11 protein-coding genes and 1 pseudogene are annotated in these 13,358 nt (G+C 57.9%); 7 read left to right on the forward strand and 5 right to left on the reverse strand.

From position 1 onward, the window contains the following. The first annotated feature begins 80 nt into the window (after nt 1-80). The 4 genes from I6I12_RS04985 (at nt 81) to I6I12_RS05000 (ending at nt 4,668) form a co-directional block, all read left to right on the forward strand. Nucleotides 81-911, forward strand: a complete 831-nt coding sequence (locus I6I12_RS04985; RefSeq protein ID WP_200288892.1) for an indole-3-glycerol phosphate synthase TrpC — start codon at nt 81-83, stop codon at nt 909-911. Between the two features lie 45 nt (nt 912-956). Further along, a complete protein-coding gene (gene lgt / locus I6I12_RS04990) occupies nt 957-1,910 on the forward strand; it encodes a prolipoprotein diacylglyceryl transferase (protein ID WP_023021256.1) in 954 nt (317 codons plus the stop codon). A gap of 158 nt (nt 1,911-2,068) precedes the next feature. Beyond that, complete coding sequence (pyk, locus tag I6I12_RS04995) at nt 2,069-3,484, forward strand: pyruvate kinase (protein ID WP_198010468.1); 1,416 nt, start codon at nt 2,069-2,071, stop codon at nt 3,482-3,484. 293 nt (nt 3,485-3,777) lie between these two features. Further along, the gene (locus tag I6I12_RS05000) at nt 3,778-4,668 is read left to right on the forward strand and encodes a cation diffusion facilitator family transporter (RefSeq protein WP_005328806.1); all 891 of its coding nucleotides are present in this window, start codon (nt 3,778-3,780) and stop codon (nt 4,666-4,668) included. Between the two features lie 30 nt (nt 4,669-4,698). On the opposite strand, the pseudogene I6I12_RS05005 reads toward I6I12_RS05000, so the two are convergent. Then, nucleotides 4,699-5,426: pseudogene (locus I6I12_RS05005) on the reverse strand (IS1634 family transposase); the annotation flags it as partial. A 36-nt stretch (nt 5,427-5,462) separates the two neighbouring features. Then, complete coding sequence (locus I6I12_RS05010; protein WP_200288893.1) at nt 5,463-6,806, reverse strand: IS256 family transposase; 1,344 nt, start codon at nt 6,804-6,806, stop codon at nt 5,463-5,465. 16 nt (nt 6,807-6,822) lie between these two features. On the opposite strand from I6I12_RS05010, the gene I6I12_RS11990 reads away from it, so the two are divergent. Further along, the gene (locus tag I6I12_RS11990) at nt 6,823-7,137 is read left to right on the forward strand and encodes a hypothetical protein (RefSeq protein WP_234288178.1); all 315 of its coding nucleotides are present in this window, start codon (nt 6,823-6,825) and stop codon (nt 7,135-7,137) included. 36 nt (nt 7,138-7,173) lie between these two features. Then, on the forward strand, nt 7,174-7,965 hold the full coding sequence (locus I6I12_RS05015; RefSeq protein WP_234288179.1) for an alkaline phosphatase: 792 nt from the start codon (nt 7,174-7,176) through the stop codon (nt 7,963-7,965). A 70-nt stretch (nt 7,966-8,035) separates the two neighbouring features. Here the strand turns inward: I6I12_RS05015 and I6I12_RS05020 are convergent, their stop codons facing one another. Together I6I12_RS05020 and I6I12_RS05025 are read right to left on the reverse strand one after the other, a co-directional pair. After that, a complete protein-coding gene (locus I6I12_RS05020; RefSeq protein ID WP_200288894.1) occupies nt 8,036-10,426 on the reverse strand; it encodes a glycogen/starch/alpha-glucan phosphorylase in 2,391 nt (796 codons plus the stop codon). Between the two features lie 100 nt (nt 10,427-10,526). Next, nucleotides 10,527-11,732, reverse strand: a complete 1,206-nt coding sequence (locus I6I12_RS05025; RefSeq protein ID WP_200288895.1) for an amidohydrolase — start codon at nt 11,730-11,732, stop codon at nt 10,527-10,529. A 36-nt stretch (nt 11,733-11,768) separates the two neighbouring features. On the opposite strand from I6I12_RS05025, the gene I6I12_RS05030 reads away from it, so the two are divergent. After that, nucleotides 11,769-12,167, forward strand: coding sequence for a hypothetical protein (locus I6I12_RS05030; RefSeq protein WP_200288896.1), 399 nt, complete (start codon nt 11,769-11,771; stop codon nt 12,165-12,167). Here I6I12_RS05030 and I6I12_RS05035 read toward each other — a convergent pair. Further along, complete coding sequence (locus I6I12_RS05035; protein ID WP_200288897.1) at nt 12,164-13,246, reverse strand: glycerate kinase; 1,083 nt, start codon at nt 13,244-13,246, stop codon at nt 12,164-12,166. The two genes, I6I12_RS05030 and I6I12_RS05035, sit on opposite strands and share 4 nt — an antisense overlap. Nucleotides 13,247-13,358 lie beyond the last annotated feature (112 nt).

Genomic DNA, 13,358 nt, shown 5'->3' on the forward strand with positions numbered 1-13,358 from the left:
GTAGTCTGTGCAATTTCCGCAACTGCACGGGAGCGGGTTAACCTAAGTGTGATTTCAATCGCCCGTGGAGGGAGGTGCTGATGCCTACGCCCATTGCCGTTGACCACCTAGTAGCAGGAGTCTTAGAGGACGTCGCTGCGCGGGAGTCCCGTGTGTCGTTTCAGGAAGTAAAGGCACGCTCGCGTGACATGGAATCTCCCCGGGATGTGCGCGCAGCTCTCTTGCGCCCCGGCTGCTCCGTTATCACGGAACTCAAGCGTGCCGTTCCCTACGGCGGCGAGATTGCACATGTTGGTTCTGCGGAGCACATGGCGCAATGGGCCCGCACCTTTGAAGACTGCGGCGTACACCTTATGGCGTGCCAGACTGATTTCCGCCGCTTCCACGGTTCTTTGGAGGACATGGCGGCTGCCCGCGCAGCGATTGATGTGCCCATGATGTCACGAGATCTCATCGTAGATCCCTACCAAATTCATGAGGCCCGCTGTTATGGGGCCGATGCTATTCCACTGCAAGTAGAGCTGCTGGAGCAGGCTCGCTTGGAGGCACTATTAGACCGCGTGGAATCTCTCGGTATGACCGCCATCGTCGAGGTACGCAACTGCGCCGAGGTCGACCGCGCAATTAAGGCTGGAAGTAGCGTTATCTCCATCAATGCGTGGTCTTTAGCCTCGGACGCGATTAACCGTGAGGCGTTCAACGATATTGCCCCGGGCCTGCCCGAATCCATCCTGCGCATTGCAGTAGGTGGGGTAAACAACGCGCGCAACCTTTTTCACTATGCTTCCCGGGGCGCCGATGCGGTGCTCGTCGGCGAATCAGTCATGGCGGCCCAAGACCCTACAGCGTTTGCTCGGTCGCTGGTTGCCGCCGGCCAGCACCCAGCGTGCCCCGCGCGCAAATTAGAGTAATACCCCGACTAGCTGGCGGGGTGGGGGATAAGGCACACTGGCTACGTGCACACAGAAATTCTTGCAAATATTCCGTCTCCGCCGCAGGGCGTGTGGCAGGTGGGGCCACTTCCCATCCGTGCCTACGCGCTGTGCATCATCGTGGGCATTATCGTCGGCCTGCGCATGACCTTGCGCCGTTATACCGCTCGCGGCGGCAACCCAGACACAGTATGGGATGCTGCCATCGTGGTTATCCCAGCCGGCATCATTGGCGGGCGGCTCTACCACGTGATTACCGATAATCAGAAGTACTTCTGCGATAGTTGCAGCCCCGCGGATGCGCTAAAGATTACCAATGGCGGCCTTGGCATCTGGGGCGCTGTTGCTCTCGGCGCGCTGGCCTTGTGGATACTTTTCAAAGTGAAGAAGGTGCCACTCGGCCCCTTCGCTGATGCCGTGGCCCCGGGCCTGGTCCTCGCGCAGGCGATTGGGCGGCTAGGCAACTGGTTTAACCAAGAACTCTACGGGCGCCCGACCGACGTTCCATGGGCTTTAGATATTTACTACCGAGTCAATGACAACGGCGGTTTTGCGCCGGTCTCCGGGCACTCCACGGGTGAGGTTATGACTTCGGTGCATCCGACCTTTCTCTACGAGCTGGTGTGGAACGTCCTTGTATGTCTATTCCTCTTGTGGGCGCACAAGGCATGGAAGTTGGGGCACGGACGAGTCTTTGCCCTCTATGTCATGGGCTATACGTTGGGCCGGTTCTTTATCGAAGGAATGCGTTCCGATGAAGCCACCCATATCTTCGGGCTGCGCGTGAATATCATCGTCTCCCTGGTGATTTTCATCATCTCTGCGGTCGTCTTTTTCTTGCTTGATAGGCGCCGCCAAGGCCCAGAATCTCCCGCAGAGGTAGATCCTAAGTATTGGGCCGAGCGCCGCGATAGTAACGGGGGTGGCGATGGTAGCGCGGTACCTGAGGGGCAGCATTCGGACTCTGCATCACCGTAGGTTCTACCCCGGTATTTCCGAATAGGTTTGATTGTGTGGGGGCTAGGGCATTTTTGAGTGTCCGTTCGGAAAATGGGGGTCCAAAATTGTGGCCGCAATCCATACGAAGGAGTAGGTTGGGGAGTGTTCAGTTTCCCCGACGGAATAGGCCAATAATGCTGGATAGAAGAACAAAGATTGTCTGTACTCTCGGCCCTGCCGTTGCTAGCGAGGATGGCATTTTGCGCCTCGTTCAAGACGGCATGGACGTTGCCCGCTTGAATATGTCTCACGGCGAGCACGCGGACCACGAGGCGAATTACAACTGGGTGCGCCAGGCTACTGATAAGACCGGCCGCGCCGTCGGTATTTTGGCGGACCTGCAGGGCCCCAAGATTCGCCTTGGCCGCTTTATTAACGGCGAGGAGCAGTGGGATAACGGTGAAATCGTCCGCATTACCGTGGACGATATCGAAGGCACCCACGACCGAGTATCTACCACTTATAAGGGCTTGGCCAAGGACGCCAAGCCGGGTGACCGCCTGCTTATCGACGACGGAAAGGTCGCCGTTGTCTGTAAGGAAGTCGACGGCAATGACGTCGTGTGTGAGGTTACCGAGGGCGGCCCAGTTTCCAATAACAAGGGCGTTTCCCTTCCTGGCATGGATATCTCCGTGCCGGCCCTGTCGGAGAAGGATATCGCCGACCTGCGCTTCGCTCTGAAGCTTGGCGTAGATCTTGTCGCGCTTTCCTTCGTTCGCTCCCCAGCTGACGTGGATAAGGTCCACGAGATTATGGATGAAGAAGGTCGCCGCGTTCCGGTTATTGCGAAGCTGGAAAAGCCGGAGGCAGTCGATGCCCTCGAGTCCATCGTGCTGGCATTCGATGCCATTATGATTGCCCGTGGTGACCTCGGCGTCGAGGTGCCGCTGGAGCGTGTGCCGCTGTTCCAGAAGCGCGCTATCCAGATTGCGCGTGAAAACGCTAAGCCGGTCATCGTGGCTACCCAGATGCTGGATTCGATGATTTCCAACCTGCGCCCGACCCGTGCAGAGGCATCCGACGTTGCCAACGCCGTGCTCGATGGCGCCGATGCTGTCATGCTCTCTGGTGAGACTTCCGTGGGCATTGACCCGCAGAACGTTGTGCGCACCATGTCCAAGATTGTGGCTAATGCTGAAGACGGCGGCAAGGTTCCACCGCTTACCCACGTTCCACGCACCAAGCGTGGTGTGGTGTCCTACTCCGCTCGCGATATTGCAGAGCGCCTTAATGCTAAGGCCATCGTGGCCTTCACCACCTCCGGTGATACTGCCAAGCGTGTAGCCCGCCTGCATTCCCACCTGCCGCTGTTGGCGTTTACCCCGGATCCGGCCGTGCGTTCTGAGCTCGCGTTGACCTGGGGTGCTGAGACTTTCTTGAGTCCGCACGTTAAGTCCACCGATGACATGATGGCAGCCATCGATGACGCATTGCTGGAGATGGATAAGTACGAAGAAGGTGACATGATTGTCGTCATTGCTGGTACCCCTCCAGGAATTGCCGGCAATACCAACATGATTCAGTGTCACTTGTTGGGTGAAACCAAGAAGTAGATTTTTGGCACGAGCGCCGCGACCCACCCTTTAACACGTTCCACGGGTCGCGGCGCTTTTCTATATACATTTATACAAATGTAGATTTATATTTACCTCGAGTACACTCAGCGGTTGCTTTCCTGACATGCGGCTGCAGTACTTTTTGGTTGTTCATGTTTCAGCTTCTCTACACATTCAAAGGACAACTGCACAATGACCTAAATCAGGCCGACTTGGCCTCAGTGGCTGCGCTTACCGCCATCCATTTTCATTTAATTGTCAATAAGCGTCGACGGGGATAGGCTGAGTGCATGGCACACGAGCACCACGACCACGATCACTCCAGCACGCCGCTGCGCGCACTCTTGATTGCGCTAGGCATTACCGGCACCGTCTTCTTCGCGGAGCTGATCGGCGGCTGGTTGGCGGGTTCGATGGCGCTGATGGCGGATGCGATGCACATGCTTTCCGACGCTGCGGGGTTGATCATCGCGGTGTTAGCGGTGTTGGTTGGGCGCCGACAAGCATCGGCTCAGGCCACGTACGGCTACCGACGAGTGGAGGTGCTTGCTGCACTGGCGAACGCAGTGATGGTGCTGGCGATCTCGGTGTGGATTGTCGTCGAGGCGGTGCGCCGCCTGCAGAGCCCGGCCGAAGTGCAGGGAAAAACGATGCTGATCATCGCGGTGATCGGCCTGGTGGCGAATGCGCTATCGGCGTGGGTTCTGCACCGGCACCGCAAATCCTCGATCAACGTGGAGGGCGCGTTCTTGCACGTGTTAGTGGATATGCTCGGCTCGGTCGCAGTAATCGTAGCCGGCATCGTGGTACTGACCACGGGGTTTGTGGCGGCGGACGTGATCGCCTCCCTAGCGATCGCGGCGATGGTGCTGCCGCGCGCCTGGCAGCTCATGCGGCTTTCGGCGAGCGTGCTGCTCGAGCAAGTCCCGGCGGACTTCGACGCCAGTGCGATCGAGCCCGCGCTGCGGCAGGTCGAGGGCGTTGCTGACATCCACGACCTGCACCTGTGGAGCCTGGACGGCGTGAACGTGCTCACGACCGTGCATATCGTGCGCGACGGCACCGTCGGCACCGGCCCGCTGTTGGATGCCGCCCAGCAGGCCCTGCGCGAACACGGTATCGAGCACTCCACCATCCAGATTGAGCACCCAGAGCACGAATCCCACGAGACGGTGTGCTGATTCCCTTCTAACCTGACTTAGGCCAATTTTGTGCGGAAGTTCGCGGCCGGTGATTACTTGGATGGTGGCAGTGAGGTCGGGCGGGAATGGTACGGCGGCGTGAATGGTTTCGCCGCCAACGACGAGTTGAAAGCTGCGGTATTTCTTGAGTGTTCTCACGAGGCGTTTGATGAAGTGACCACTGCGGGTCTCCATCAGGTGGGTCACGGCTAGTGCTGCCATCACAATATTGAGATGTGCTGTGATCGAGTTTTGTTTCCTCGCATAGATTGGGCGTGCTTTCAGGTCTGATTTCGACATCCGATACGACATTTTCAATGTGGAATAGCCTGCGGTAATGCCCGATAACCTCCTGGGCGGGAAGAGCGGTCAGGTCGGTTTCATAGCCTTTAATTCCGGCTAGGGCTCGGTGTTTGGCAGCAAGAGCGTAGTTGACCTTCTTGTTCGGGGTGGAAAGATCGAAATAGCGGTTGCGCTTAATGGCGATTTCGCCGTCAACAGCGCGTTTGGCTTTTGCGACTTGCTCTTTGATTCCGCGCAGGCCGCGTCTGGCCCGATCATAGGAGTACTGGAAGTGGGTCACCGTATTCGGGGTTGTGTGTTTGCGCGCATCGCTTGCCGAGGCTTGTGTCCAGATCTGGCCGTGGGCGTAGGCTTCACCAGGGATTTCCCGCCGCCAGGTTTCAATCACCTCAGGCACGGTGGGGTTTCACCGACAAAATGTAGTGCAGACCTGCATCTATCAATGCTTGCTTGTTCGGAGGGTGTCAAGTTGTTTGTGTGTGGGGCTAGGTTTATAGGTATTTGTCGAAGCTGTCGGGGTAGGCCACGGCCATTTGGTTAATGGCTTGTTTCCAGCCGGAAACTCGGGTCCCTTCCATGAGTCTGCCGGTTGTCGCTGAGACTCGTTTGCCCTGCTTCGCTCTCTTGGCAGCTCGTCTGTCTTCGATATTGCAGATCATCAACCATAGCGTCTTGAGCGCTGATTCATTGTTAGTGAACTGCACCCTGTTGCGGGTAGCTTTCCGCAGTTCATTGTTGAATGATTCAATCGAATTCTTCGTGTAAATGACCTTGCTGGCTGCTGGTGGGAACTGGAGAAACGGTACGAAACGCGCCCATGCATCTCGCCAGACTTTGACTGAGCGTGGATACTTTTCTGCCAATTCAGAGGCTTCAAATTCGTCTAAGGCAGCCTGAGCTGTGGACTCGTCCGTGGCGGTGTAAATCTTTTTCAACGCGGCCGATACGCCCCGGCGATCCCTGTAGGCTACCCATCGGTTAGCGGCACGAATCAGGTGCACGATACAGGTTTGCACCATAGAGTTCGGCCAGGTTGCCTTTACTTCTTCCGGCAAGCCTTTGAACCCGTTACAGCAAACGATAAAGACGTCTTTAACCCCACGGTTAGAAAGATTGGCGCATACTTGCGCCCAGGATGAAGCGCTTTCTTCTTTGGCAATCCACGATTCCAAAAAGTGCTTGATACCGTCGAGAGCCACGCCGATTGCCATGTACGCGGACTTATTGACCACTAGGCCGCCATCGCGGATTTTAATGCGCAGCGCGTCCAGGAAAATGACCGGGTAGAACTCGTCTAGCTGGCGGTTTTGCCAGACCATGACCTCATCGAGGACGGCATCGGTGACTGCGGAAATCGTCTCATGAGAAATATCAACACGCATCGCCGTTGCCATATGGTGCTGGATGTCCCTAATTGTCATCCCACCGGCGTACAAGCTAACGGTCATGTCATCGACATCGGTCAATCTCCTCGAGCCTTTAGGGACCATAGTCAGCAAGAATGCGCCAGCCCTATCCCTCGGCACATCAACGGTAACTGGCCCGTAGTTAGAATCCACGGTCTTTGGATACGACCCGTTGCGGTGATTGTCTGTTCTAGCTGCAGCTTTAGCGCTCCTGTCGCCAGACTCGTAGCCCAGGTGGGCATCCATTTCAGCGTTGAGTCCTCTGGTAATCGAGGCTTGCAACATGCCGCGAACCAGGTCGTTGGCATCCGTTGTAGACGTGCCTAGGTCATCAATCAGCTTCGCGATTTCAGGGTTAGCAAGAAGCTTCTTTTCAATCGCATCAATCTTGGCCTTATCAGCCGGATCTCGTCTCGCCACAGTAGTCATTCTGGTCCATCTCCTCATGCAGGTTAGGTACCCACACAAACCATCAGACACTCTCTATTCCGAAGCCACTCCGGCGGCGTGGGCCGCGCACAACAAGGACCGCGATAAGCTGCAGGACATTAGCCGTGAGATGCTCGGCAGCGCCTTCGACTTGGTCATGGCCGCTGGCCACCCGTTCTACGATAATGACCACCAGAAGGTCGATACTCCCGACTATAGCTTCATGTACGAGGACGACTACGCCAAGCTTTCCGGAGGCGAGACCGACTGGAATTACTTCGAGTCCAACGATGACTTCAAGAAGATGGCGCAAGGTGACGTCAAGCCGTAGCAGAAGTATTGGGGTATCGCGCAGGTAGGTTCCACGTTGCAGAACTCCCGCTCGGGCGAGGCAAAGGCACCGTACTCTGACCCGCTTAACGACGTCGTGGATCTCCCCACCATGACCACCGGAGCGCTCAATGCTTTGGGGCAGGATGAGGATGGTTTCTCCGTCATGATTGAAGGCGGTGCCATTGACTGGGCCGGCCACGGCAATAACCCGGTGCGCGATATCGAGGAGACCCAGGACTTTAATAAGTCTGTCGACGCCGCCATCAAGTGGGTGGAAGAGAACTCCTCGTGGGAGGATACTCTGCTCGTTGTTACTGCGGACCACGAGACTGGCTATCTCTCCGGTGCGAATGAGGTGCCGACAGAAGACAACCCTGAAGCGGACAACCGCTTCAATGCTATGGAAGGTGAGAAGGGCAAGGTTGCCCGCCACGGTTGGTACTCCGGGCAGCACACCAATCAGCTAGTGCCGTTCTTCTTCAAGGGAGCCGGCTCGGAGGACATTATGGCCCGTACCTCTGGTACCGATTCGGTGCGCGGTGAATACATCGACAACACTTTGGTGGCTAATTTGGTCTTTGACGAGTGGTGGAACGATGGCACCGATTCTGCTGGTGACCCAGAACAGCCGGGAGATACTGCTAATCCCTCGGATGGCGAAGGCAAGGACGGTAGTAGCAAGGGCTTTGCCGCAGGCCTTGCTACCGGCCTAGGAATCCTGGGGGCCGTCGTCGGTGGACTCGGCTTCCTGGCTACGCAGTTGGGTGTGCTCACTATTGACTTGCACCCCATTTATGAGCAGCTAAAGCGCGTGGGCCTGCGCTAAACAGAATTGAGCACAGCGCCTTGCCAAAGGTCCTGTCCTCCGCCACGAAAGCGAAGGACAGGACCTTTTCTTAGCGTGAGGAAATCGGGGTGGGCTGGATCTTCCACACCTCGTTCGCGTAGTCCGCGATGGTCCGGTCAGAGGAGAAGCGGCCGGAATAGCAGATATTGAGCCACGCCTTCTTAGCCCAAGCGAGGTTGTCTTCCTCATAGTCCGCAGCCATGCGGTCTCGAGTAGCGCGGTAGTCGGCGAAGTCACCGAGCACGTAGTACTGGTCCTGGGCGTGCTCCCCGTAGCCATCGAGAAGCGAGGAGCGCAGGTCGCCGAAGATGCCGGCATTTTCGGCGCCCAAGGTGCCGTCGACAAGCGCATCAAGCACGCGGGCTAAGCCTGGCACGCTCTGGTAAAGCTCGCCCGGGTTGTACTCGGCGCGCAGCGTAGGAAGCTCCTCGTTGCGGGCGCCAAAGATATAGGCGTTGTCCTCACCGACTGCCTCTACGATTTCTACGTTGGCACCATCCATGGTCCCCAAGGTCAGTGCGCCATTCATCATGAACTTCATATTGGACGTACCGGAGGCTTCTTTGCCGGCTACAGAGATCTGCTCTGAGATATCAGCGGCGGGGATGATGTGCTCGGCGGGGGAGACGTTGTAGTTCTCCACAAAAACGACGCGGATGATGTCCTTGGTATCTGGGTCGTTATTGACTAGCTCCGCAATGGTGTTGATGAGCTTGATAATCGCCTTGGCACGCTCGTAACCCGGTGCGGCCTTTGCACCAAAGATGAAGGTGCGCTTCGGCACCGTCTCGCCCTGGTCTTTGATGCGGAAGTAGAGGTCGAGGACGTAGAGGGCATTCATCAGCTGGCGCTTGTACTCGTGCAGGCGCTTAATCTGTACATCAAAGATGGAATCGGGATCAACGTCGGCGCCCTGGTGGTCTTTTACCCAGTTAGCAAAGTCGCGCTTGTTGGCCTGCTTGATGGCGATCAGTTCTCGTAGTAGGTCAGCATCGTCGGCCTTATCGGCGAGTCTGGCCAGCTGGGTGAGGTCAGTAACCCACGCATCGGAACCAGCCTGCTGGGTGAGTAGTTCTGCCAGGCGGGGGTTGCACATCTTGAGCCAGCGGCGCGGGGTGACGCCATTGGTTTTGTTATTGAATTTCTCCGGCCAGAGTTCGTGCCATTCGGCCAACGTATCGGCCTTGATGATTTCCGTGTGCAGGGCGGCGACACCATTGATGGAGTAGGCGGCATAGCAGGCGATCCAGGCCATATGCACGTGGCCGTTGGATACCGGTGCCATGTAGTCGATGCGGCCCTGATCCAGACCGCGGTGGGCCATATCTTCGCGGAAGCGGCGGTCGATTTCCTCCACCAACTGCCAAATGCGCCAAAACAGCTTCTGGAAGATGGACACCTCCCAGCTCTCCAGCGCCTCCGCCAGCACGGTGTGGTTGGTGTAGGCGAAGGTTTCGGTGACGATCTTCCAGGCTGCATCCCAGCTCAGACCATGCTCATCGAGCAGGATGCGCAGCAGCTCCGGGATGGCAAGTACGGGGTGGGTGTCATTGAGCTGGATGGAGTTATACTTCGCAAACCCGGTGAGGTCTTCGCCGTGCTGGTCAATGTAGTTATCCACCATGGTCTGCAGGGAGGCAGAGACAAAGAAGTACTGCTGGCGCACGCGCAATACCTTGCCCTCGTACGTGGTGTCATTGGGGTAGAGCACGCGGCAGATATCCATAACACGCTCGCGCTCGACGATGGCCTCGGTAAAGCGCTGGGAGTTAAAGGCATCGTAATCGAAGTCATCGATGGGCTCGGACTTCCATAGGCGCAGGGTGCCTACGTTATCGGTCCCGTAGCCGGTGATAGGCATGTCATAGGGAATTGCGCGCACGTCCATGTCATCGAAGTGGACGCGGCGCTGTTCAGAGGCTCGGCGGATGACAAAGTCATAGCCGTTTTCCATCCACGCATCTGGTTGTTCTTTCTGGAAGCCATTCTCAAAGGACTGTCGGAAAAGGCCGTAGCGGTAGAGAAGGCCATAGCCGGTTACGGGGTAGTCCTGAGTGACAGCGGAATCGAGGAAGCAGGCGGCAAGGCGTCCGAGGCCGCCGTTGCCGAGCGCGGCATCATGCTCGGCTTCGAGGACATCGCTCAGCTCGTGATCGGTTGCCTTGGCCGCAGCCTTGGCATCGTCAACAAGACCCAAGTTGGTGAGGTTATTGAGCAGCGCGCGTCCCTGCAGGAATTCCGCAGAGAAGTAGTGCTGTTGGCGCGTTTCCGCGTAGGCAGCACGGGTGCGCTCCCAATTATCGGCAATCTGCTCCATGACGGCACCGGAGAGGCCCGACCAGAACTTACGGTTGGAAGCGTTGTGCGGTCTCACGCCAGAGGCCGCGCGGACATGGGAGGGAACAGTGGATTCGAAAGCAGAATGCCGTGGCTGGCTCATTTTCAACCTTAAGTTTGTGGGGAGTCACGAAACGCCTGCCAGCTTAATAGCATTGGCCCTGCGCCGCAGGCGGGGGAATGAGAAGACGCGTCTCGGGCACCTAGGGCGTGGCCAAGTAGGTCAATGCCGCACCATATGCCGCCCGGGTGGAGGCATAAACGGTGGGAGCATAGTCAGGCAGGAAGGTTGCTTGGTGGTTGACCGGAGGATCCTGCAACTCATCTTCCGGGGTGCAGCCGATGTGCCAAAAGACATAAGGTACCCCCCACGCCTGCGGCAGGTAGCAAAAGTCCTCGGAGGCGGTAGAAGGGGCCGCGATGACTGAATCGGAGCCAAAAGCGGCGTCGAAAACCTCGCCTATTGGGGCATGGGCAGCGGCGTCATTATCGGTGACCTCGCCGTGGGCGTAGTACTCAAAAGTAGGGTCCTGCTCGCTTCCGGAGGCGACACACTCGGCCTTAACCATGCGTTCGAGGGAGTGGTAGACCTTTTCTGCCAACGCGGGATCATAGTAGCGAGTATTGAGTACCAGCTCGGCGGAGTCGGGGATGATGTTGTTTTTATCGCCGGAGTGAAGCTCGCCTACGGAGATGACAAAGAACTCGTGCGGGGCGACCTCGCGGCCCACAATGGCTTGGAGGCGGGTGACGATCATAGCCGCGATGTAGGTCGGGTCGATGGAGTTATGGGGCATGGAGGCGTGGGCGGATTTGCCAAAGACGCGGATACGCAGGGAGTCGCATCCGGCCATGATCGGGCCGGCGGTGTGGCGAACCGTGCCGGCGCGGCCGGGCATGATGTGCTGGCCAAGGCAAATATCGGGGCGCGGGACGCGTTCAATGAGGTTATCGGCCAGCATGAATTTAGCCCCCATGGAGGATTCTTCGGCCGGTTGGAAAAGGGCGAGGAAGGTGCCGGACCAGGAACTACGGGAGGCGTCGAGAAGCGCGCAGGCACCTAGCAGCGCGGTGGTGTGCATGTCGTGTCCGCAGGCGTGCATATTTCCATTGGCAGCGGAATAGGAAACACCGGTGGCCTCCTCTACCGGCAGACCATCGAAATCCGCGCGCAGCAAAGCGGTGGGTCCATCGCCATTGCGGAAGATGGCGACCATCCCATAACCCCCGATGTTCTCTACTACCTCGCAGTCAAAATCGGCGAGCTTGGCGCGGATGCGACCGGCGGTTCGCTCTTCCTCGTGGGAAAGCTCGGGGTGGCGGTGCAGGTCCTCATAAAAGTCCTGCTGCCACTCCAGATCGGCCTGCTGGGAAGTGACGAGCTGGGCGATGCGGGCAGAATCAGACATGGTTTCACACCTTAGGAATTGGGTAGGGTTAGCGCTATGCCGGTTATTCAATTTGATGTTTTGGTTCCCAACGCACAAGCAGAGCGCGTCGCGGATATCTTTACCACTGCCACCGACAAGTTGGTAGAAAGCGGTTCATTAGCCTCCGCTGAGGTTACTCGCCCTGATGCACCGCAGTTTCCAGAGGGGTTGGAAGAACAGCTGCGGCAAAATTATCGCGATGAGCATGAGGACCGCGACCTTGAGGACGCGAGCGTGCACCGCTACGACATTGCGGTAACAGGGGTGAGCGGCTCGGTTAACCAACTAGGCATGGTGCTCTCGCGCCTTCTTACCCCGCATGCAGTGCTGCCGAAAGACCACGTCTTGCTGGAAGATGAGCTAGCGCATGAACGGCCAGCTATCTTCCCATGGTCGCTGTCTATCCGGCCTTAGAGCTGCTTGACGATGTCCCTGGCGGCCGCCGCCAGCTGTTGCGCCAAGAGGCCTTCTTGGCTAAGCGATGCGCAGTAGGCGTCCGTGCCATGCTCGAAAGAACCGGCGATGATGCCCATGGGCGTGCCTGCGTCCCGGGCGAGAGCCGCAATGGTTCCGACGGCCTTTCCGGTCAAAGATTGCTCGTCAAACCGGCCCTCGCCAGTGATGACGAGATCGGCGGAGGATATTTTTTCTGGAAGCCCGAGCGCAGTGGCGACATGTGCGCCGCCGGATAAGACGCGAATATGCTCATCTGAGCCCCAGAGCGTGCGAGAAAGCCAGTGCAGGCCGATGGGAAGGCCACCCGCGGCACCGAAATATTCGGAGTCCGCATCGGCGCCGGTGACTTCGCATGCTTGCAACATGGCACCGGCCAGCAGCGCTACCTGCTCGCCTTGCGCTCCTTTTTGGGGGCCGTAGATGGTTGCCGCCTGTACTGGAGTAGCGCGGGTATCGGCTAGCAAAGTGAAGTCAAGCATGCCTGCTTTGATATTGAGCTGCGCGGTGTCAATGTGATCGAGCTGAACTAGGGGAGCGCCGCCCTTGGGCAGGGCGTAGCCGCGGGCGTCGTGCGCGGCAGCGCCGAGCGCGGTAAGGATGCCCATGCCAGCATCGATGCTGGCAGTTCCTCCCAATCCGAGCACAATCGAGGTGGCGCCGCGCGTTTCTGCATCCGCAATCAATACGCCGGTGCCATAAGAATCGGCGTGCAGCGGATCAAGGCTGTCCTGCACTGCGGGCAGGCCGGTGGCAGAGGCGACGTCGATAAACGCAGTGGTTCCGGCCAGAGCATAGCTTGCCTGAGTCAAGCGGCCTATAGCGTCGGTGGTAGGCAGGGTGATGTTTTCGACGGATTGTCCGCCGGCTGCGGCCGCTTGTGCGAGGACGGCGGCGGTTCCCTCGCCACCATCGGCCATGGGCAGGGTGGTAACCGTGGCCTCGGGAAGAACCTGGCGCACCCCCATAGCAATGGCTGCTGCGGCCTCGGGCGCGGAGGCGGTGCCTTTAAACGAGTCTGGCGCGACGACAATATGCATGCCCGTGATTATAAAGCCCGCCTGCGAAAGGAGTCTGTGCGGCTGAAGATCCGAACGTTCTACAGAAAATATTTTACTTTATTGTCGCTGGTAAAGACGGTTCGGATCTATG

Origin of the sequence: Corynebacterium kefirresidentii (assembly GCF_016599755.1) — a bacterium.
GTDB classification, from domain to species: Bacteria; Actinomycetota; Actinomycetes; order Mycobacteriales; family Mycobacteriaceae; genus Corynebacterium; species Corynebacterium kefirresidentii.